Annotated in this window: 17 protein-coding genes; 3 read left to right on the forward strand and 14 right to left on the reverse strand. The window is 65.9% G+C overall.

Annotated features, from left to right (window positions below; translation table 11 throughout):
- Positions 1-4 precede the first annotated feature (4 nt).
- Positions 5-1225 (reverse strand): diaminopropionate ammonia-lyase, encoded by a 1221-nt coding sequence (locus PQU96_RS05550; RefSeq protein WP_272771248.1) that lies wholly within the window; start codon positions 1223-1225, stop codon positions 5-7.
- 45 nt (positions 1226-1270) lie between these two features.
- Positions 1271-2527: a Zn-dependent hydrolase gene (locus PQU96_RS05555; protein WP_272771249.1), complete on the reverse strand. Its 1257-nt coding sequence runs from the start codon at positions 2525-2527 to the stop codon at positions 1271-1273.
- Positions 2528-2670: 143 nt separating this feature from the next.
- Between PQU96_RS05555 and PQU96_RS05560 the strand changes: the two genes are divergently transcribed.
- Positions 2671-3144 carry an Lrp/AsnC family transcriptional regulator gene (locus PQU96_RS05560; protein WP_272771250.1) on the forward strand — a complete coding sequence of 158 codons (474 nt, stop codon included), beginning with the start codon at positions 2671-2673 and terminating at the stop codon, positions 3142-3144.
- A gap of 37 nt (positions 3145-3181) precedes the next feature.
- Here the strand turns inward: PQU96_RS05560 and PQU96_RS05565 are convergent, their stop codons facing one another.
- Genes PQU96_RS05565 through PQU96_RS05580 form a run of 4 tightly spaced genes read right to left on the reverse strand, consistent with a single transcriptional unit; the run spans position 3182 to position 6733 of the window.
- Positions 3182-4018 carry a sugar phosphate isomerase/epimerase family protein gene (locus tag PQU96_RS05565; RefSeq protein WP_272771251.1) on the reverse strand — a complete coding sequence of 279 codons (837 nt, stop codon included), beginning with the start codon at positions 4016-4018 and terminating at the stop codon, positions 3182-3184.
- Entirely contained in the window at positions 4011-5258 is a 1248-nt protein-coding gene (locus tag PQU96_RS05570; protein WP_272771252.1) for an NAD(P)/FAD-dependent oxidoreductase, read from the reverse strand. The genes PQU96_RS05565 and PQU96_RS05570 overlap by 8 nt, the downstream gene beginning before the upstream one ends.
- 13 nt (positions 5259-5271) lie before the next feature.
- Positions 5272-5592 (reverse strand): MocE family 2Fe-2S type ferredoxin, encoded by a 321-nt coding sequence (locus PQU96_RS05575; protein ID WP_272771253.1) that lies wholly within the window; start codon positions 5590-5592, stop codon positions 5272-5274.
- Positions 5593-5647: 55 nt separating this feature from the next.
- Positions 5648-6733, reverse strand: a complete 1086-nt coding sequence (locus tag PQU96_RS05580) for a fatty acid desaturase (protein ID WP_272771254.1) — start codon at positions 6731-6733, stop codon at positions 5648-5650.
- A gap of 207 nt (positions 6734-6940) precedes the next feature.
- Here PQU96_RS05580 and PQU96_RS05585 point away from each other — a divergent pair, with 207 nt between their 5' ends.
- Complete coding sequence (locus tag PQU96_RS05585; RefSeq protein ID WP_272771255.1) at positions 6941-7954, forward strand: LacI family DNA-binding transcriptional regulator; 1014 nt, start codon at positions 6941-6943, stop codon at positions 7952-7954.
- A 191-nt stretch (positions 7955-8145) separates the two neighbouring features.
- Here PQU96_RS05585 and PQU96_RS05590 read toward each other — a convergent pair whose 3' ends face one another.
- The 3 genes from PQU96_RS05590 to PQU96_RS05600 all read right to left on the reverse strand — a co-directional run bounded on the left by PQU96_RS05590 (position 8146) and on the right by PQU96_RS05600 (position 11134).
- The gene (locus tag PQU96_RS05590; RefSeq protein WP_272771256.1) at positions 8146-9084 is read right to left on the reverse strand and encodes a sugar ABC transporter substrate-binding protein; all 939 of its coding nucleotides are present in this window, start codon (positions 9082-9084) and stop codon (positions 8146-8148) included.
- Between the two features lie 148 nt (positions 9085-9232).
- Positions 9233-10282, reverse strand: coding sequence for a Gfo/Idh/MocA family oxidoreductase (locus PQU96_RS05595; RefSeq protein ID WP_272771257.1), 1050 nt, complete (start codon positions 10280-10282; stop codon positions 9233-9235).
- 42 nt (positions 10283-10324) lie between these two features.
- Entirely contained in the window at positions 10325-11134 is an 810-nt protein-coding gene (locus tag PQU96_RS05600) for a TIM barrel protein (protein WP_272771258.1), read from the reverse strand.
- Positions 11135-11489: 355 nt separating this feature from the next.
- On the opposite strand from PQU96_RS05600, the gene PQU96_RS05605 reads away from it, so the two are divergent.
- On the forward strand, positions 11490-12491 hold the full coding sequence (locus tag PQU96_RS05605; RefSeq protein WP_272771259.1) for a LacI family DNA-binding transcriptional regulator: 1002 nt from the start codon (positions 11490-11492) through the stop codon (positions 12489-12491).
- A 40-nt stretch (positions 12492-12531) separates the two neighbouring features.
- Here the strand turns inward: PQU96_RS05605 and PQU96_RS05610 are convergent, their stop codons facing one another.
- The 5 genes from PQU96_RS05610 to PQU96_RS05630 form a co-directional block, all read right to left on the reverse strand.
- Positions 12532-13269: a sulfite exporter TauE/SafE family protein gene (locus PQU96_RS05610; protein ID WP_272771260.1), complete on the reverse strand. Its 738-nt coding sequence runs from the start codon at positions 13267-13269 to the stop codon at positions 12532-12534.
- A gap of 155 nt (positions 13270-13424) precedes the next feature.
- Positions 13425-14921 carry a CoA-acylating methylmalonate-semialdehyde dehydrogenase gene (locus tag PQU96_RS05615; RefSeq protein WP_272771261.1) on the reverse strand — a complete coding sequence of 499 codons (1497 nt, stop codon included), beginning with the start codon at positions 14919-14921 and terminating at the stop codon, positions 13425-13427.
- 93 nt (positions 14922-15014) lie between these two features.
- Positions 15015-15812, reverse strand: a complete 798-nt coding sequence (gene iolB, locus PQU96_RS05620) for a 5-deoxy-glucuronate isomerase (protein WP_272771262.1) — start codon at positions 15810-15812, stop codon at positions 15015-15017.
- A gap of 11 nt (positions 15813-15823) precedes the next feature.
- A complete protein-coding gene (gene iolE / locus PQU96_RS05625) occupies positions 15824-16723 on the reverse strand; it encodes a myo-inosose-2 dehydratase (RefSeq protein WP_272771263.1) in 900 nt (299 codons plus the stop codon).
- Between the two features lie 53 nt (positions 16724-16776).
- Entirely contained in the window at positions 16777-18720 is a 1944-nt protein-coding gene (locus PQU96_RS05630) for a bifunctional 5-dehydro-2-deoxygluconokinase/5-dehydro-2-deoxyphosphogluconate aldolase (protein ID WP_272771264.1), read from the reverse strand.
- Between the last annotated feature and the right edge of the window lie 195 nt (positions 18721-18915).

Here is an 18915-nt window from a genome sequence, read left to right on the forward strand (position 1 = left end):
CGGCTTACTGTGCATGATCGGCCAGCCAGCGTGCCTGGCGTTTGGCCACACTGCTGGCCGACTCCCCGACCAGCGCCTCGTACACGCCGGGTGCGGTGGCGCCTTCGGTGTTGACCACCAGCACCCGCGACTGAGCATTCAGCCCGACCGCCGTACGCCGGGCCGGGTCCGCGGCCAGCACCTGCAGTCCGGCCAGACCGGCGGCGCCGGATTCGCCGGCGACGACGGGCACGTCGCGCGGCGAGCCTGCGGCCAACGTTTGCATCGCGCGCACCGCGTCGTCGTCATGGATGGTGAGGAAATCGTCGATCGCCTGCTCCAGCACCCGCCATGCCAGCGGCGAGGTCTCGCCGCAGGCAAGGCCGGCCATCACCGAATCCACCGAGCCGGCGGCGCGGGCGGCGCCCCCCTGCAGCGCACTCTGGTACAGGCAATCGGCCTGCTCCGGCTCCACCACGATGAAGCGCGGGCGCTGCTCGCCGTAGTGCTGCCACAGGTAGCTGGCCAGCCCCGCCGCCATGCCGCCGACCCCGCCCTGCAGCAGCACATGGGTGAACGGCTCGGCCTGCTGCACGTCCAGCTGCTCGATGATCTCGGCGGCGATGGTGCCGTAGCCCTGCATCACGTCGCGCGGGATGGCCTCGTAGCCGTCGTAGGAAGTATCGGACACCACGTGCCAGCCGTGCGCTGCGGCCAACCTCGCCGCCTCGGTCACCGATTCGTCGTAGTTGCCGCTGATGCGCACGATACGCGCCCCGTAGGCGGCGATGGCGTCTTCGCGCTCCGCGCTGACGTGAGCGTGCAGCACGATCACGCACTGGCAGCCCACGGTCTGGGCGGCGGCGGCCAGCGCGCGGCCGTGGTTGCCGTCGGTGGCGCTGATCACGGTGATGCCGCTGACCTGGCCGCGATTATTGCCGCTCAACAGCTGCGCCGGGTCCAGCGCCGGATTCAACCGTGCCAGCAGGCGGATCAGCGCGGCCGGCGCGCCCAGCGCCTTGAAGCTGCCAAGCTCCGAGCGGAAGGATTCGTCCTTGACCGCCAGTTGTGCGATGCCCAGGCGGCCGGCCAGCTCCGGCAGCCGCCACAGCGGCGTGGCCTCGCGGCTCAGACGCTGCCACGGCGCCAGCCAGCGGCGGCTCTCATCGGCGGCGCGGATATTGAGGATGGTTTGCAACGAGTCGGGGTAGGCACCGTGATTGGCCTTGGGGTTGTGGGTCAGCATATGCAGGGTCTCCGGGGCAATGGTCGGAATGAATGGGATAGCGGGTCAGGCAAGCAGGCGCTTGAGCACGACATCGAGCAGCACCTGCGCCCCCTGCAGCAGCTGGGCGTCGTCGGTGTGTTCGCGCGGGTTGTGGCTGATGCCACCGTGACTGGGGACAAAAATCATCGCGGCGGGCGCGATGCGGGCGATCATCTGCGCGTCGTGGCCGGCGCCGGAGGTCATGCGCAGGCAGCTCAGGCCACGGGCGGCGGCAGCCTGCTCGACCTCGGCCACCAGCGGCTCGGCAAACGGCACCGGCTCGAAACGGGCCAGCCGTTCGCTATGGATACGAACCTGTTCCTGCTGCTCCAGCTCCACGAGGTAGTCGCGCAGCGCCTGCTCGGCCGCCTGCAGCCGGCTTTCGTCCGGGTCGCGCAGGTCTACCGTCAGCTGTGCCTTGCGCGGAATCACGTTGATCAGGTCCGGCTCGAAGTGCAGCGAGCCGACGGTGGCCAGCGTGGTACCGGACTGCACCGCCAGCTGGCGCACGAAGGTAACGATGGCAGCAGCGGCGAAGCCCGCATCGTGGCGCAGGTGCATCGGCGTGGTGCCGGCATGGTTGGCCTTGCCCTGGATGGTCAGCTGCTGCCAGGAGATGCCCTGCAGGTTGGCCACCGCGCCAATCTGCACGCCTTCGGCCTCGAGCACCGGCCCCTGCTCGATATGCAGCTCCAGGTATTCGTGCGGCACGATGCTGCCCGTGGCCAGCTCGCCGGCGTAGCCGATGCGTAGCAACTCGTCGCCCAGGCGCGTGCCATCGGTGCCGATGCTGTCCAGCGCCGCCTGCAGCGGCAGGCCACCGGCGTGCACCAGCGAGCCCATCATGTCCGGCTGGTAGCGCACGCCCTCCTCGTTAGTGAAGGCGGCCACGGTGATCGGACGGGACGGCAGCACGCCCGCCTGGCGGAAGGCGCGCACCACGGCCAGACCGGCCAGCACGCCGTAGCAGCCGTCCAGCGCACCTGCGCTTTTTACCGTATCGATGTGCGAGCCCAGCATCAGCGGCCGGGCATCCGCACCAACGTTGGCCGCAAGCAGGGTGCCGAAGATATTGCCGATCTGGTCGATCTGGACGATGAGTTCTAGTTCCTGCATCCAGCGCACCAGCTGGTCGCGGCCGGCTTTTTCGGCATCGGTCAGCGCGATACGGGTGCGACCGCCCGATTCCGGCTCGGCACCAATCTCGCCTAGCGCCCGGATCTGGCGCAGCAGGGTGTCGCCATCGAGGGGCAGTGTGTCCATCCGTGGGGTCAGCAGCATGTTTCGTCTCCAGAGGGCCAGCATAAGGGCGGGCCAGTAGCGAAATAATATTGCTGAACAGCCGTGAATTTTTCTTGATAATTGGGGATTGATAGCAAAAATATTGCGTTTATGTACAGACAGCTGCAAACGGGAGCAAAGCAATGAACAACCAGCTAGATAGCTATGATCTGAGACTGCTGGCGGCGATCCAGCAAGACGCGCGCACGCCGCAGAACGAGCTGGGCGAAGCGGTGAACCTTTCCACCGCCGCGGTGAACCGCCGCCTCAAGCGGCTGGGAGAGGAAGGCGTGATCGAGCGCTACACCGCGGTGATCGCACCGGATGCCGTGGGCTACGGGCTGACCATCATCGCCACGGTGGAAGTGGAAAGCGAGCAGATCGACCAGCTGGACGCGACCCGCCGCACTTTCACCGCCTGCCCGCACGTGCAGCAGTGCTACTACACCGCCGGCGAGTGGGACTTCGTGCTGGTTTTCGTGGTGCAGCACATGGAGCAGTACAACGAGCTAACCCGCAAACTGTTTTTCGGCAACGCCAACGTGAAGCGCTTCAAGACCCTGGTGGCAATGAGCCGCGACAAGGTGGGCCTGACGCTGCCGCTAGGAGAGGACTGATCGTGGCGGCGGTTCACGCCGGCATTGGACTGCCCCACTACACCGTCACCTCCCCCCACAGCTGCTCGACGATCGCTTTCAGCTGCAGCGACTCCTGCCAGCGGTCGGTGATGTCCAGCCCGTCGGCGCCGGTGATGGCATACGGCGCCGGCCCCAGCTCGCAGGTGAAGCTCAGCGTATCGTCCGCTAGCGCGCGGGCGCGCCAGCTGTGCATGCCGTAGCGCCACCAGTGCTGGAATTGCTGCAGCCACGGCTGGTGCTGGGCAAAGCGCAGCGGCACCTGCACCTGATGACCGTTGGACACCCGGCCGTGAAACCCCCAGCTGTGATCCAGAATGGTGTGCATCTGTTGCTGGTCTAGCGCCGCCGGCGGCAGCGGCAGTTCGCGCGCCACCACGTAGTGCGACAGGTCGGCCAGCAGCTTGAGGTTGGGCAGCTGCTGCAGCACGTCCAGCGTGAACAGCAGGTCGTTGGTCAGCCGGTAGCGGTGGGTTTCCACCAGTACCGGAAAATCCACCTGCTCCGCCAGCCGCTGCCAGCCTTCCAGCACGCGGATCGCCTCGCGCAGCGTGCGCGGGCGCAGGTCGGCCTGGATGGTGATGTGGTGGCAGCCGAATTCGCTGCCCAGCTCCAGCGCCGGCTGCAGGCCGTCGATGTCGGTCGGGAACACCTGGCCTTCGGCCTGCAGACCCAGCTCTCTGGCAGTCGCCGCCAGCCGCTGTACGTGCGCGCGCTGGTAGTAGTGGTCGGTAAAGCCATCGAAGCCGGCGGCGGCCAGCTGCTGCAGGTTGTCCTCCACGCTGGCGGTGTGGCCGTGGGGATGGATGCGCTCCATCGCCCACATCGATTGAAAGATCAGCAACTGCTTAGACACTGGCCACTCCTTTGAGCAGGGATTTCAGGCTGCTGGCCGGGTCGGCCAGCGCGGCGGCGGGCAGCGGCTTGCCGCTGCGGATCAGCATCTCCGCCAGCTTGATGTCGCGGGCGATGCTGTTGTCGGCGCCCCAGCCGCAGGCGCCCTGCAGCCGCTCCGCCGCATCGAGGTAGAACAGCAGCAGGCCGTCATCCGGCAGCGCGCGGGTCACACAGTTGGCCGCAGCCTGCAGCTGGCCGGCCAGTTGCAGGCTGTGGTCGAACTGGTCGGACCAGAACCACGGCAGCGCGGCATAGGCGTCGTCGGCGCCCAGCAGGCTGCGCGCCACGTGGCGGCCCTGTTCCTCGGCATTGCGCCAGGTTTCCAGCCGCTGCGGCTGGCCACTGACGGGGCAGGGAAACTCGCAGGCATCGCCCACCGCGTAGATGTGCGCATCGCTGCTCTGCAGTCGGCTGTCGACGCGGATGCCGTTGCCCACCGCCAGCCCGGCGGCGGCGGCCAGCTCGGTGTTGGGCTGGATGCCGATGCCCACTACCACCGTGTCGCAGGCCAGCAGCTCGCCATCGGCCAGCTCCACCGCGCTGACGCTGCCATCGCCGCGAAAGGCCGCGATCTGGCAGCCAAGGCGCACTTCCACGCCGCGCGCCCGGTGCAGCGCCAGCAGCTTGGCGGAAATCAGCGGTGGCAGCGCGCGTGCGGCCAACCTGTCGCCGGCTTCCAGCACGGTGACCTGGCAGCCCTGCTGACGCGCACTGGCGGCCACTTCCAGGCCGATGAAACCGCCGCCGACCACCACCAGCCGCTGGCCGGCCTGCAGCCGTGGCCGCAGTGCGGCGGCATCGTCCAGCGTGCGCAGCAGCTGCACGCCGGCGAGATCGGCACCCGGCAAGCTGGCCTGGCGTGCACGACCGCCGGTGGCCAGCAGCAGCTGGTGATAGGGCAGCGTGCGGCCATCGTGCAGGGTGATCTGGCGCTTGGCCGGGGCAATGGCGCTGACACGGGTGGCGCTCAGCCGCTCGATGGCCAGCGTCTGGTACTGCTCGGCGCTGCCGATGTGGCAGGCGTCCGCCGGCTGGCTGTCCAGCAGCAGTTGCTTGGACAGCGCCGGACGTTCATACGGCAGGTGCGGCTCGTCGCCGATCAGCAGCAGCTGCCCGGCGTAACCCTGTTCGCGCAGGGCCAGCGCGGCGCGGCCGCCGGCATGGCCGGCGCCGACGATGATGATGGGGGCGGTATTCATGGCGCGGCTCCGTTCAGGCGTCGGCCAGCGCAATCCACACCCGGCCGCCTTCCAGCTTCACCGGGTAGGTCTGCAGGTTCACGCATACCGGCGCGCCCAGCGCCTTGCCGCTGCGGTAGTCGAAGCGGCCGTTGTGCTTGGGGCATTCGATGATGTGGTCCATCACCAGGCCGTCGGCCAGATGCACCTTCTCGTGGGTGCAGGTGCCGGCGGTGGCGTAGAACTGGTCGTCCGGCGCGCGGTAGATGGCATAGGTGCGGCCGGCGTGGTCGAAGCGCAGCACGTCTTCCTGCTCGATGTCGTCGACATCACAGGCGTTGATCCATTGGCTCATGATGGGGCTCCTCTGTGTTGGCGGCGCCGGCGCTGGCCGGCACGGTTGTCTGGGGTCAGGCGTAGCTGCGGACGGCTTCAGGGTTGGCCGCAACGTTGTGGCTGGCCGGCAGTGGCGGCAGCTGGCGCGGGATGGTGTAGCCGGGGTCGCTGCGCTGGCGCCACAGCGCCGGGATGATCTCGCGGTAGGCGTGCAGCAGGCCGGGGTGGGCCGGCGGGCATTGCTCCTGGATCAGCGCGTGCAGCTTGGGCAGGTTGTAGAACGGCACCATCGGGAACATGTGGTGCTCCACGTGGTAGTTCATCTTCATGTACAGGAAGGCGAACAGCGGGTTGAAGATCACGGTGCGGGTGTTCAGGCGGTGGTCCAGCACGTCCTCGGCGAGGCCAGCGTGCTGGGTGATGTTGAACACCTGGGTCAGCGGCGAGCCGTAGAAGCGCGGCAGCACCACGAACATGGCCGGCAGGATGCTGCCGCTGTAGATGCAGGCGGCGATGGTGGCGGCAAAGATCAGCGTGTGCACCTGGCTGGAGCGGATCATGCGGCCGATTTCCGACGCCGGCACGAAGGAGCGGGTGGCGCTGCTCACGCTGCCAAAGGCGTGGCGCACGGTGCGCGCCAGCTCGATGCTGCCGGACTTGAGGAAGAAGAAATCGGCCAACAGCCCGGCCAGTTTTAACGGGCGCGGAAAGGCGATTTCGCGGTCGTTGCCGACGATGATGGTGTCGGTGTGGTGGCGGGCGTGGCTCCAGCGCCAGAACACGGTTTCATGCAGAGCCAGGAAGGAGGTGAGCTGGAAGAAGAAGGTATTCAGCCAGCCGGTGCGGAACGGCGTGCCGTGCGACAGCTCGTGCGAGCCGTGCTCGCCGGCGGCATACAGCAGGCCGTACAGCAGGAAGGCCGGCACCGCCCACGGCGTGCCCCAGGCGTGAAAGGCCAGCACGCCGCTGCCGATCAAGAGCGCCAGCCAGCTGCCCAGGTATTTCAGCGCCTGCCAGTCGTCGCGCTGCATCAGCTGTTTCATGGTCTTGCGGTCTACCTGGCAGGCAAACCACTGTGCCGATACCAGGCCGCGCGCGGCGGCCTGCTGGCCGCAGGGGCCATCGAGACTGTAGTCCCGGATTTGCTTGTTATCCATCATTTTCTATCATTCTCCGATGTGTGGTGTCGTGATGCACCTGCTGGCGGTTGCTTGTTGGCAATCAAGTGGCTGCAGGGTGTAATCGAGTATAATCAGCCAGCGCCAGCGTACAATCCTGCCGCTTCACTTGGCATCAATAGCTCTCATTGGCTGCTGGAAAGTGAATGATAGAAACTATCAAGATAAGGCAAGAAAATGGGACCGACAATGACGGATGTGGCCCGCGAGGCCGGGGTGGGGGTAGCCACGGTGGACCGGGTGATCAACAAGCGCGCCAGCGTCAGCCAGGAGACGGCGGAACGTGTACTGGCGGCGGCGGAGAAGCTGGGCTTTCGCCGCACCGGGCTGATCCGCGATCGCATCGACGAGCGCACCGCCGGCTACCGGCTGGGCTTTATCCTGCAAAAGAGCAGCACCCATTTCTACAGCGAGCTGGGCAGCGTGCTGGAGGTGGCAACCCGGACGCAGATGCAGCCTGCGGGCAAGGCGTTGGTGGCGTTTCTGGACGAGCTGACGCCGGAGCAGGTGGTGGCCAAGCTGTACGAGCTGAGCAAGAAGGTGGACGCCATCGCGCTGGTGGCGGCCGATCACCCGCTGGTCAGCCAGGCCATTGACGACATCAGCGCGCGCGGCATCCCGGTGTTCGCGTTGATTTCCGATCTCACCGCCGACAGCTGCAGCGGCTATGTCGGTATCGACCACCGCAAGGTTGGCCGCACCGCGGCGTGGGCGATTGCCGAGCTGGCGCCGGCGCCGGGCAAGGTGGGGGTGATCGTCGGCAGCCACCGCTACCTGTGCCAGGAACAGAGCGAGATGAGCTTCCGTTCCTACTTCCGCGAGTTTGCGCCGCAGTTCCAGCTGCTGGACACGCTGATCAGCCTGGAAGACATCCACCTGGCGCAGTCGGCGACGCTGGAATTGCTGAAGCGGCACCCGGACCTGACCGGTATCTATATCGCCGGCGGCGGTATCGAGGGCGTGCTGCAGGCGCTGAAGGACGGCAACCCGCCGCCGGGGCTGGTGACGGTGTGCCTGGATCTGACTGCGGTGACGCGGCAGGCGCTGATCGAGCGCCGCGTCAACATGGTGCTGTCGCATCCGCAGGAGTGGCTGGCCAGCCGGCTGGTGGAGGTGATGGTGGCAGCGATTCAGAGCAAGGCCACCCGTGGCTCGCTGCAGAGCAGCCTGCCGTTCATCACCTACACCCCGGCCAACGTGTAGCGGCCCCGTCCGCCGGTCTTGCCCGCGGATGGCCGCCACAGTGCGACGTTCGACAGCCACAAAAAAGGGCACCCAACGGGGTGCCCAAGCTTACCAAGCGGGAGACAACAACTGCTGACGACCGCGCCACACCCGCCACTACGCAACAATGCGTTGCCGCATTGCCGCGCGGGCGGTCATGGCGCCGCTCGTCAATTACGACTCTGGTAGTTCTTGTAGTTGGCCGCGGTCACCAGCTCGTACGGCACCCAGATCATGCTGGGCACCTTCTCGCCGGCGGCCAGCCGCAATGCCGCATTCACCGCGCCCTTACCCTGCGCCGCGGCGTCCTGGAACACCGTCACCTTCATCTCGCCGGCCTTCATCGCACTCAGCGCATCCTGGGTGGCGTCGATGCCGGCCACCACCATCTTGTCCAGCTTGCCGGAAGACTTCAGCGCCTGGATCGCGCCCAGCGCCATCTCGTCATTGTTGGCCACCACGGCATCGAACTTCAGGCCGGCGGTCATCCAGTTCATCACCAGGTCGCGGCCTTCGGTGCGCGACCACTTGGCGGTCTGCTTTTCCACCACCTTGATGCCGTTGCACGGCGCCTTGGACATCACTTCTTCCGCATACTTGGTGCGCAGGCGGGCCTCCTGGGTAGCCAGGTCGCCCATCATGATCACCACACTGCCCTTGCCGTTCAGCTGGCGGCACACCTCTTTCATCTGGATGGTGCCGGACACCGAATCATCGGAGCCGACAAACGCCACTTTCGGCGGCAGGGTCTTGTCGGTGGGCATGCGGTTGACGAACACCAGCGGGATGCCGGCCGCCTGCGCCAGCTTGGTGATCTTCGGCGTAGTACTGGTATCCACCGCGCTGACCACGATGGCATCCACCTTCTGCGCGATGAAGTTCTGCACCTGGCTGATCTGGCGGCCAACGTCGTTCTGCGCGTCTTCCAGCTGCAGGTTCACCCCCTTCTGGCTGGCGGCATAACTCTTCATGTTGTTGCGCAGGATGGTGAGAAAATTATTGTCGAAAGTGGCCATGGTCACCCCCAGACGGGCGGCGGAGGCCGGCATGGCCTGCATGGCGAGGGAAACCAGTACCACCGAACCTGCATGCTTGATGAAACGTTTCATTGGTGTATCTCCTGTGTTTTATTAATACCACCGCTACCTGCCGCCTTCCCGCAGGAAGACCGCCGGCAAATGACGCTGTTTCAGACTGCTGTTGCCTTACCCGCCGCGGCACGGCACTTGCTGTACGCCCGCCACGGCCGGTTGTTCATCACTGCTGGATTGCTGCCGCCTGGCCGCGGATCTCGGCCAGCGCCACCGGACGGCGCTCGGTCACCGAGGCGATGCAGGCCAACGCAATTTCCAGCGCCGCCTTGGCATCCGTCCCGTCCGGGCCGCTGTTGCGGCCGCTGCGCACCGAGGCAACAAAGGCGTGCAGCTCGGCGGTGTAGCCGTCGATGAAATGGTCGGTGTCCAGCCGCCAGGTATCGTTGGACACGCCATCCTTGTCGAACAGCGTCATGCTGGAGCGGCGCACGTCGCCCATGCTGATCATGCCACCGGAGCCGAACACCTCACCGCGGATGTCGTAGCCGTACGACGCGCAGAAGTTGGCCTCTGCCACCGCCACCGCGCCGTTGTCGAAGCGGATGGTGACCACCGCGGTATCCAGAAAGCCCTTGTCCCGGAAGTCCGGACGCACCAGCGCGTCGGCCACCGCGTACACCTCGGTCGCCCGGGCGCCGGCATTCAGCCACAGCAGGGTGTCGAAGTCGTGGATCAGGGTTTCGAAGAACACGGTCCACGGCGGAATGCGTGCCGGGTCGCCCCCGAACGGGCCCGGGTCGCGGGTCAGCGAGCGCAGCAGCTGCGGCGTGCCCACCTTGCCGGCCGCGATCGCTGCCTTGCCGTCGGCAAAGGCGCGGTCCCAGCGGCGGTTGAAGCCTACCTGTAGCGGCACGCCGGCCTCGCGCGCCGCGGCGATGGCCAGCTCGGCATCCGCCAGCGTCAGTGCCATCGGCTTTTCGCAGAACACCGCCTTGCCGGCGCGGGCGGCGGCCACGGCCAGGTTGGTATGGAAACGTGCCGGCGAAGCGATGATCACCGCCTCGATCTCCGGGTTGGCCAGCAGTTCATCGACATCGGTATAGGTCAGCGGGCATTCCAGCTGGTCGGCCAGCCTGGCGGCGGCACCCGGTGCCGGGTCGGCAATGGCGGCCAGGGTGGCGTTCTTCAGGCGACGGGCAACGATCTCGGCATGCGAGGCGCCGATGCGGCCGGCGCCAATCAGCGCCACGGCTACAGGTTTGGTGGAAGACATGTCTCACTCCTTGTTTTGTGGGGGATGAATGCAGCAGCCAGCTCAGAGCGGCAGCGTGAAGGCGTCGCGGAAGCGGCGCAGCGCCAGCTCGTCGTCGCCGGAGGCAAACGCTTCCAGGCCGATGCTGCCGCGGTAACCCAGCGCGTGCAGCGCCCGGGCAATGGCCGGATAGTTGATCTCGCCGGTCCCCGGCTCGCAGCGGCCGGGCACGTCGGCGACCTGGATTTCGCCGATATGCGGCAGCGCCTTGCCCAGCAGTTCGATCAGGTTGCCCTCGCCGATCTGCGCGTGATACAGGTCCAGCATCAGCTTGAGGCCGGGGCGGTTCACCGCCGCCACCAGCGCCAGGCAGTCCTCGGCGCGGGCAAACGGCACCCCCGGGTGATCCACCGCGGTGTTGAGGTTTTCCAGCACGAAGGTCACCCCTTCGCGCTCGCCCAGCTCGGCCAGTTGCGCCAGGGTGTCGCGCGCCTGCAGCCACATGGCACCGCTGACGTGGTGCGCCGGCTGCACCGGCAGGCCCTTGTTATCCAGCCCGGTGCCGTGCAGGTTCAGCCGGGGAATGCCCAGCGCCTTGGCCACCGGGATCGACTCGCGCGCAGTGTGCAGCAGCTGCTCGGCGCCGGCGGCATCGGCCAGCGTGCCGCGGATATAGCCGGTCATCGAAGAGAAGGTGGCGCCGGTACGGGCCAGCGCATCGATGTCGTGGCGGGTCCAGTCCCAGATTTCCACCTGGAAGCCCAGCTCGTGAATGCGGTGAATACGCTCCACGATAGGCAAATCGCGAAACACCATTTCGGCACATACGGCCAGCGTGAACGGGCTGGCTTGCTGCTGATCCTGACTGCTCATCTCTTTTCTCCACTGTGGGTTCGGTTCTGCGGCCAACCTTCTGGCTGCCGCCATACTGCAAGTTGCTACCGGTTGCAAAAATGACTACACCTGTAACGGCCGCGCTTGCCATCCATTGCGGCAAGCACATGGCTGCACGCCATTACGGCTAACCCGCCAATTTGCAACCGGTTGCAAACCTGGACGTAGCAGACGCCATCAGCACTATCCATCTGCCGCCGTCCAGCCAAACACTACGACCAAGCCGCTTTGCTACCGGTTGCAATAGCGTTACATTAGTAGCCGCTTCGGCACAAAGTCAAGAAATAATTTTCTTTTAAAATTACAATCGGAAAATAAATTTCAAGGAAGCAACATGAGCAAATCCAGCCGCGCCACGGCCGCCGATGTGGCCCGTGCCGCCGGGGTGTCGAAATGGACGGTTACCCGTGCCTTTACCCCCGGCGCCTCCATCGCCGAACACAGCCGCGAACGCGTACTGCAGGAAGCCGCCAAGCTGGGCTACCGCCCCAACCTGCTGGCACGCAGCCTGGCCACCAAGACCACCAATCTGGTGGCGATCCTGGTGGACGACTTTGCCAACCCCTACAAGCTGCCGGTGCTGGAAGTGCTGACCCAGGCACTGCAAGCCGAGCAGATGGCCGCGGTGCTGATCAACATCAACCAGCACTTCGATCACCTGTCCGCCATTCTGGACGCCGACCAGCGCCAGGTGGACGCGGTGATCCTGGTTGGCACCGACTTCAAGGATGAAGCGTTGAAACTGCCGACCCTGCCGGCTTCGCGCCCACCGCTGTACGTGCTGGCGCGGGAAAGCACCATCGCGCACATTCCGGCGGTGTCCTGCGATGCCAGCACCTCGATGGCGGCGATCAACCAGCACCTGTGGCAGCGCGGCTACCGCCGCCCCGGCTTCATGTCCGGGCCGCGCTCGCTGTCCACCGCGCTGGGGCGGCAGCTGCATTTTTCCGCCTTCTGGCAGCAACAAGCCGGCACCACGGTGCCGGAGCTGGCCGCCGGCAGCTACGACCGCCATGCCGCAGCGCAGGTGTTGCGCGATTACCTGCAGGCTACGCCGGCAGGTGAACGCATCGACGTGCTGATGTGCGAAAACGACGCGCTGGCCATCGGCGCCATCGAAACCGCACGCCACGAGTTCGGCCTGCGCGTGCCGCAGGATCTGGCCATTGTCGGCTACGACGGCGACGAGTTGGCCGCATCGCCATCGTTCAATCTCACCAGCTACCGCCAGCCCCTGCCGGAGATGGTGGCGGCGCTGATCAACATGCTGAAAGGCCGCAGCGAAGCGCGCTCGATCAACCTCCCCGGCGAGCTGCTCATTCGCGGCTCGACCTAGCACCCGCGCAAGTGCGGGCGCACGCAGACCAGGGCGCAGGTTACCAATGCCGGGCCCCGTCGACGATCAGCTTGACCCCGGCCAGCAACAGGCCGGCATACGACACCCGGTAGAACCACTGCCGTTGCAGGCGGCCCGCCAGATAGACCCCCAGCAGCACCCCCGCGATGCCAACCGGCAGCAGCGCCAGCGCCAGGCGCATGTTGCCGCCGGAGAGCAGGTTCATCTGGTAGTACAGCGGCCACTTCATCGCATTCACCATGAAAAAGAACACCGCGCTGGTGCCGGCCAGATGGCTAGGCGCCATATTGCGCGCCAGGCAGTACATCATCATCGGCGGCCCACCCGCATGGCAGATGAAGCTGGCAAAACCCGACAGCACCGACATCAGCCAGGCGAGCGGGCGCCAGCGCCAATCGCCCCCCCCGGCGGGCAGCAGCCGCTGCAGCAGGAAGCACAAGGTCATGGCGCCGACCAGCACCGACACCACGGCCAGGCTCACCACGCTGAGCAGCAGCCAGCCCAGCAGCACACCGCACAGCCCCGCCGGCAGGCAGTGCTTCAGTACCGCGCCATCCACCGATTTGCGCAATGAATACACGCTGACCAGGTCCATCACCAGCAGCAGGGGCAGCATCACCGCCGCCGCCTGCGTGATCGGCATCGCCAGCGCCATCAGCGGCGTGGCAAAGGCGCCGAAGCCATTGGCAAAGCCGCTCTTGCTCAACCCCATCAGCAGCACGGCGGCAAGGGCGGCCGGTAGCAAGTCAGCGAACATGGCTTCCGCCTTTCATCGTGTCAGGGCATGGCGAGACATTGCCACGCACCGTCATGCCGCGTGCCCCGGCCGTTGCCGGCGGGCAGCGCAGTGAAAAAAATAGCCACCCCGCAGGGTGGCAAAAACACAAACGCCTTGGGAGAGTCGCGTGAGGTTTACTTCATCGTGGGCATCGCGAATTCGGCACCGGCGCGGATGCCGGTCGGCCAGCGCGTGGTCACCGCCTTCATGCGGGTATAGAAACGCACCCCTTCCGGGCCGTGCATGTGGTGGTCGCCGAACAGCGATGCTTTCCAGCCGCCAAAGCTGTGGAAGGCCATCGGTACCGGCAGCGGCACGTTGACGCCAACCATGCCGACCTGGATGCGGTGCACGAACTCGCGCGCCGAATCGCCGTCGCGGGTAAAGATGGCGGTACCGTTGCCGAAGGCGTGGTTGTTGATCATGTCCACCGCCTCGGCAAAGCTGTCCACGCGCACCACGCACAGCACCGGCCCGAAGATTTCCTCCTGGTAGATGGTCATGCCGGTGCTGACGTTGTCGAACAGGCAGCCGCCGAGGAAGAAGCCGTCCTCGCAGCCCGGCACGGAGAGGCCGCGACCGTCCACCACCAGTTTGGCACCCTCTTCCACGCCGCGGGCGATATAGCCGCTGACCTTGTCCAGATGGGTACGCGTCACCAGCGGGCCCATTTCCGACTGCGGATCGTTGCCGGGGCCGACTTTCAGTGTCTTGAGGCGGGTTGCCAGTTTTTCCACCAGCGCGTCGGCGACATTGCCGACCGCCACTGCCACCGAGATCGCCATGCAACGCTCGCCGGCAGAGCCGTAGGCGGCGCCCATCAGTGCGTCGACGGTCTGTTCCAGATCGGCGTCCGGCATCACCACCATGTGGTTCTTGGCGCCGCCCAGTGCCTGCACGCGCTTGCCGTGGCGGGCACCGGTTTCGTAGATGTACTGCGCAATCGGGGTGGAGCCCACGAAGCTCACCGCCTGCACGTCCGGGTGGGTCAGCAGGCCGTCCACCGCCAGCTTGTCGCCCTGCAGCACGCCGAACACGCCATCCGGCAGGCCGGCTTCTTTCAGCAGCTCGGCAATCAGCAGCGCCGCCGACGGGTCACGCTCGGACGGCTTCAGGATGAAGCAGTTACCGCAGGCCAGCGCCACCGGGAACATCCACATCGGCACCATGGCCGGGAAGTTGAACGGGGTGATGCCGGCGACCACGCCCAGCGGCTGGCGCATGCTCCAGGCATCGATGCCGCGGCCAACCTGTTCGGTGTACTCGCCCTTCAGCAGATGCGGAATACCGCAGGCGAATTCCACCACTTCCATGCCGCGGGCGACTTCGCCCAGCGCATCGGAGTGCACCTTGCCGTGCTCGCTGGAGATGATGGCGGCCAGCTCGTGCTGGCGCGCTTCCAGCAATTCCTTGAACTTGAACATCACGCGGGAGCGGCGCAGCGGCGAGGTATCGGCCCAGGCCGGGAACGCGGCCTTGGCGGCGGCGACGGCTGCGTTGACATCGGCGTTGTCGGCCAGCAGTACGTCGGCTTGTGCCTGGCCGGTGGCCGGGTTGTACACCGTGCTGGTGCGGCTGCTGTGACCGGCGGTTTGCTGGCCGTTGATGTAGTGGCTGAGGATGCGGTTCATGTCGTTTGTCCTGTACTGGCGGGCAATACTCTGCCCCGGCAGCCCGCGTGCGGGTCTGCCTGTGGTCGTGTTCTTAGATCGTGGGGGTTCGGTTTACGGCTTGGCGATGATCCACTCGTGCGCCGGGTCGTTCTTGAAGCACCATTCGCGCTTCGGACCGGCCATCACGTTGAGATAGTAGGACTCGTAGCCGTAGGGCACGGACACCGGGTGGTAGCCTTCCGGCACCATCACCACGTCGTGGTCTTCCACCGCCATCGACTGGTCGATGCGGCGATCGTCGGTGTACACGCGCTGGAAGGCAAAGCCCTGCGCCGGGTTCAGCCGGTGGTAGTAGGTTTCCTCCAGCACGCTTTCTTCCGGCAGTGCGTCGCGATCGTGCTTGTGCGGCGGGTAGCTGGAGGAATGGCCGGACGGGGTGCGCACCTCCACCACCAAGAGGCAGTCGGCTGGCGCGGTCTGCGGCAGGATGTCGGTCACGTAGCGGGTGTTGGCTTCCTTGCCGCGCACGCTGCGCTGCATGCTGTCCGGGGTGATCAGCCGTGCCGGATGGTTGCCGGCGGACGGCGCCGAGCAGAACGCCACCTCGGCATTGCTCTCGGCGGTGACTTCCACCGCCACGCCCGGCGGCGCGTACACCGCGTACGGCGCCATGTCGTCGAACACGCTCTGGCGCTCGCCCAGGTGCGTCCACTCCTGCTCGCCCACCTTGACGCTGGCCTTGCCGGCCAGGATCACCACACAGCACTCGCGGCCCGGCTGCTGCCACACTTCGCGTTCCTGTGCGGCCAACCTGACGGCGCGAAAACCGACATGGGTCCAGCCCGCCGACGCCGGGGTCACGTCCACCAGCGGTTTGCCCGCCTGGTCCGCCTTAACCAGCAAATTCATGCCATCTCTCCTCAGGACAGGCCGGCAACCAGCCCGGACAAGGTTTGGAAGCCCTTCTGCGCGTATTCGTAGCTCGGCGCGATGGTCGGGTCCTGCTCCGCCTCTACCACCAGCCAACCCTGGTAACCATGCTGCGCCAGACGGGCGAGGATGGGGCCGAACTGGATGTCGCCGTCGCCCGGCACGGTAAAGGCGCCGTTGAGCACCGACTGCAAAAAGCTCCAGCTGCCGTTGCGGGCGCGGCGCAGCACTTCGGCGCGCACGTCCTTGCAGTGCACGTGCACCACGCGGTCAATGTGCTTGTTCAGTTCGGTCAGCGGGTCGCCACCGGCAAAATACATGTGGCCGGTATCGAACAGCAGGCCCACGTCCGCGCTGGTCAGTGCCATCAGCTTGTCCACGTCGGCCGGGGTTTCAACGAACGCGCCCATGTGGTGGTGGTAGGCCAGCTTGATGCCGCGCGACGCCAGGTGGGCGGCAAAGGTGTTCAGCTTGGCGGCGTACTGCTGCCAGGCTTCGTCGCTGGTAAAGGTTGGCCGCTTGTACAGCGCGGTGCCGATCTGACCCTGGATGGAGCCGCCCACCTCGCCGTACACCATCACCCGGCAGCCGCTTTCCACCAGCAAACGCAGGTGGCCTTCCACCGCAGCGATTTCTTCCTCGGCGGAACGCTCGGCCAGGTAGCCGGAATACCAGCCGGATACGCATTCCACGCCGTAGGGCTCCAGCACCGCTTTCAGCTCTGCCGCGGTGCGCGGAAACTTGTTGCCCAGCTCGAAGCCCTGGTAACCGATCTCGCTGCCTTCTTGCAGGATGGTATCCAGCGTGGTTTCACCGCCCAGCGACGGCAGGTCATCGTTGCACCAGGAAATCGGGTTGATGCCGATCTTTACCTTGAAAGTGGAAGTCATAGTGTTGTCCGTGTCTTTGCTTGCTGTTGTCGTTGGCTGCCGTGGTGGCGTGCTTACTGCTGGGCCTGGCGGCGTTGCGCCTGCCAGATATCGATCAGGGTTTCAAAATTGTGACGGGCGGCGGCGATCAGGCCGGCATCGTCGATCTCGCCGGCCAGCCAGCGCTGCGACGGTTCCTGGAACAGCGTGCGGCCAACCATGAAGCCGCGGCAGCTTCTGGCATGGCGGGCCTGCTCGAAGCCCTTGCGCAGCTCGCTGACCGGTGCGTTCAGCCCCAGCAGCACCACGCCGCGGCAGTACGGATCGCGCTGTTCCAGCAGCTGGTCGACCTGCTCCCACTGCTCGGCGCTCATCGATTCCAGCTTCCACCATTCCGGGTAGATGCCCAGGTTGTAGAAGCGTTTCAGCGCGCGCAGCACGGTGTCCGGCTGTTGCGGCAGCTTCCTGGACGGGATCACCTCCAGCAGCAGCTCGTGGCCGCTGAGCTGCGCCATCTGGTACACGGCGCGCACCTGCGCCTCCTGCTCCAGACGGTTGCCGACTTCGTCGTCCGGGTGGTACTGCACCAGGCACTTGATGATGTGTTCCTGTGGCCAGATTTCCAGCCGTGCCGCCAGCGCGCGGCCATGGTCGAATTCCAGCGGATTGGAGCCGGGCAGCTCGATCGGGCGGCCGATCCACCAGCCGCGGCCGGTGGCGGCGTACATCGCGTCCTCGCCGTAGCGGTCGTCGACCAGGATGCCGGTGCGCCCCTGCAGGCCGCTGGCGGCCTCGGTCTGCGCCACCGCCTGCACCAGCAGCGTTTTCAGCTGCGAGATACGGCTCTCCGGCACGCCGTTCTGCCGCGCCAGCTCGAAGAACTGGTTACGATGGTCAAAGGCGAACACGCACAGGTTGTCCCACTGCTTGCGCTTGACGCTGACGCGGTGCAGGCGTGTGAGCGTGGCATCCTCGCCCGGGCGCAGCGGCGTTACCGGCAGGCCCAGGAAGTAGTCCAACTCTGCCGGGGTCGGCATCGCCACCGAGCAGCCGTGGCGCGATACCACCAGCGCGCCGCAGGCGTTGGCGGTGCGGCAGGCGTCGCCGTAATCGCCACCGCGAAGCCATACCGACAGGAAACCGGACAGGAAGGCGTCGCCGGCGCCCAGCACGTTCATCACTTCCACCTGCGCTCCGCTGATGGTGAAGGCGTCGTCGATGTCGGTCGGGATGTCGCCGGTAATCACCGCGCAGCCCAGCGGGCCGCGCTTGACCACCAGCACCGCCTGCGGCGCCAGCTCGCGCACCACCTGCAGGCAGTCCAGCAGCGCCGGCTTGCCACCGGCGATCAGGAATTCTTCTTCGGTACCGACGATCAGGTCGAACAGCGGCAGTACCGATTGCAGATGCGCGCTGACGGCATCGTCGGCAATGAAGCGCTGCTCACCGTCGCCGCGGCCGGTCAGGCCCCACAGCACCGGACGGTAGTCGATGTCCAGCACGGTGCGCACATTGTGCTGGCGGGCAAAGCCCAGCGCCTTGTGGCTGGCGGCGTTCACCTTCTCGGTGGACAGGTGGGTGCCGGTGATCAGCAGGCTCTTGCTGCTGGCGATGAAGGCTTCGTCGATGTCGTCTTCGCTCAGCGCCATGTCGGCGCAGTTCTCGCGGTAGAACAAGAGCGGAAAGGTGTCGCGGTCCTTGATGCCCAGCAGCACCATGCCGGTCAGGCGCTGTGCGTCGACCTTCACCTGGCTGATGTCACAGCCTTCCTTCTCCAGCGTTTCCAGCAGGAAACGCCCCATCTGCTCGTCGCCGACCCGCGACAGCATCGCCGATTTCAGCCCCAGGCGGGCGGTGCCGAAGGCGATATTGGCAGAGGAACCGCCAAGGTATTTGGCAAAGCTGCTCGCATCCTCCAGACGTGCACCCAGCTGGCGGGCGTACAGGTCAACTGCCAGTCGTCCCAGGCAAATCACGTCGAGGTTACGGTCGGGTGCAAAGGATGTCTGGTTTTGCATGGTGTCGATTCCGTTGGTTTCAGGAGGTCAGTGGCACCGGCTCCGGCGTCTGCGCTGGGGAGTCGCCGTTGGCTACTGTCTTGCAACAAGATTAATCCTGCCCCGCCATGAATGCAACTTTTTTTTCGTATTTATTTTCTACTAGAAATTAATTTCTGAAATATTTTTTTCAAAACGCCAGCTTTCGTTTTAAGA

It is taken from the genome of Vogesella margarita, assembly GCF_028548475.1.
Lineage (GTDB): Bacteria > Pseudomonadota > Gammaproteobacteria > Burkholderiales > Chromobacteriaceae > Vogesella > Vogesella margarita.

Bases quoted from the DNA above. Each gene is read 5' to 3' on its own strand.
- PQU96_RS05585 (WP_272771255.1), top strand. From the start codon at position 6,941: ATGACGGATGTGGCCCGCGAGGCCGGGGTGGGGGTAGCCACGGTGGAC.
- PQU96_RS05630 (WP_272771264.1), bottom strand. From the start codon at position 18,720: ATGCAAAACCAGACATCCTTTGCACCCGACCGTAACCTCGACGTGATT.
- iolB (WP_272771262.1), bottom strand. From the start codon at position 15,812: ATGAATTTGCTGGTTAAGGCGGACCAGGCGGGCAAACCGCTGGTGGAC.
- iolE (WP_272771263.1), bottom strand. From the start codon at position 16,723: ATGACTTCCACTTTCAAGGTAAAGATCGGCATCAACCCGATTTCCTGG.
- PQU96_RS05615 (WP_272771261.1), bottom strand. From the start codon at position 14,921: ATGAACCGCATCCTCAGCCACTACATCAACGGCCAGCAAACCGCCGGT.
- PQU96_RS05600 (WP_272771258.1), bottom strand. From the start codon at position 11,134: ATGAGCAGTCAGGATCAGCAGCAAGCCAGCCCGTTCACGCTGGCCGTA.
- PQU96_RS05550 (WP_272771248.1), bottom strand. From the start codon at position 1,225: ATGCTGACCCACAACCCCAAGGCCAATCACGGTGCCTACCCCGACTCG.
- PQU96_RS05575 (WP_272771253.1), bottom strand. From the start codon at position 5,592: ATGAGCCAATGGATCAACGCCTGTGATGTCGACGACATCGAGCAGGAA.
- PQU96_RS05590 (WP_272771256.1), bottom strand. From the start codon at position 9,084: ATGAAACGTTTCATCAAGCATGCAGGTTCGGTGGTACTGGTTTCCCTC.
- PQU96_RS05580 (WP_272771254.1), bottom strand. From the start codon at position 6,733: ATGATGGATAACAAGCAAATCCGGGACTACAGTCTCGATGGCCCCTGC.
- PQU96_RS05610 (WP_272771260.1), bottom strand. From the start codon at position 13,269: ATGTTCGCTGACTTGCTACCGGCCGCCCTTGCCGCCGTGCTGCTGATG.
- PQU96_RS05605 (WP_272771259.1), top strand. From the start codon at position 11,490: ATGAGCAAATCCAGCCGCGCCACGGCCGCCGATGTGGCCCGTGCCGCC.
- PQU96_RS05570 (WP_272771252.1), bottom strand. From the start codon at position 5,258: ATGAATACCGCCCCCATCATCATCGTCGGCGCCGGCCATGCCGGCGGC.
- PQU96_RS05555 (WP_272771249.1), bottom strand. From the start codon at position 2,527: ATGCTGCTGACCCCACGGATGGACACACTGCCCCTCGATGGCGACACC.
- PQU96_RS05560 (WP_272771250.1), top strand. From the start codon at position 2,671: ATGAACAACCAGCTAGATAGCTATGATCTGAGACTGCTGGCGGCGATC.
- PQU96_RS05595 (WP_272771257.1), bottom strand. From the start codon at position 10,282: ATGTCTTCCACCAAACCTGTAGCCGTGGCGCTGATTGGCGCCGGCCGC.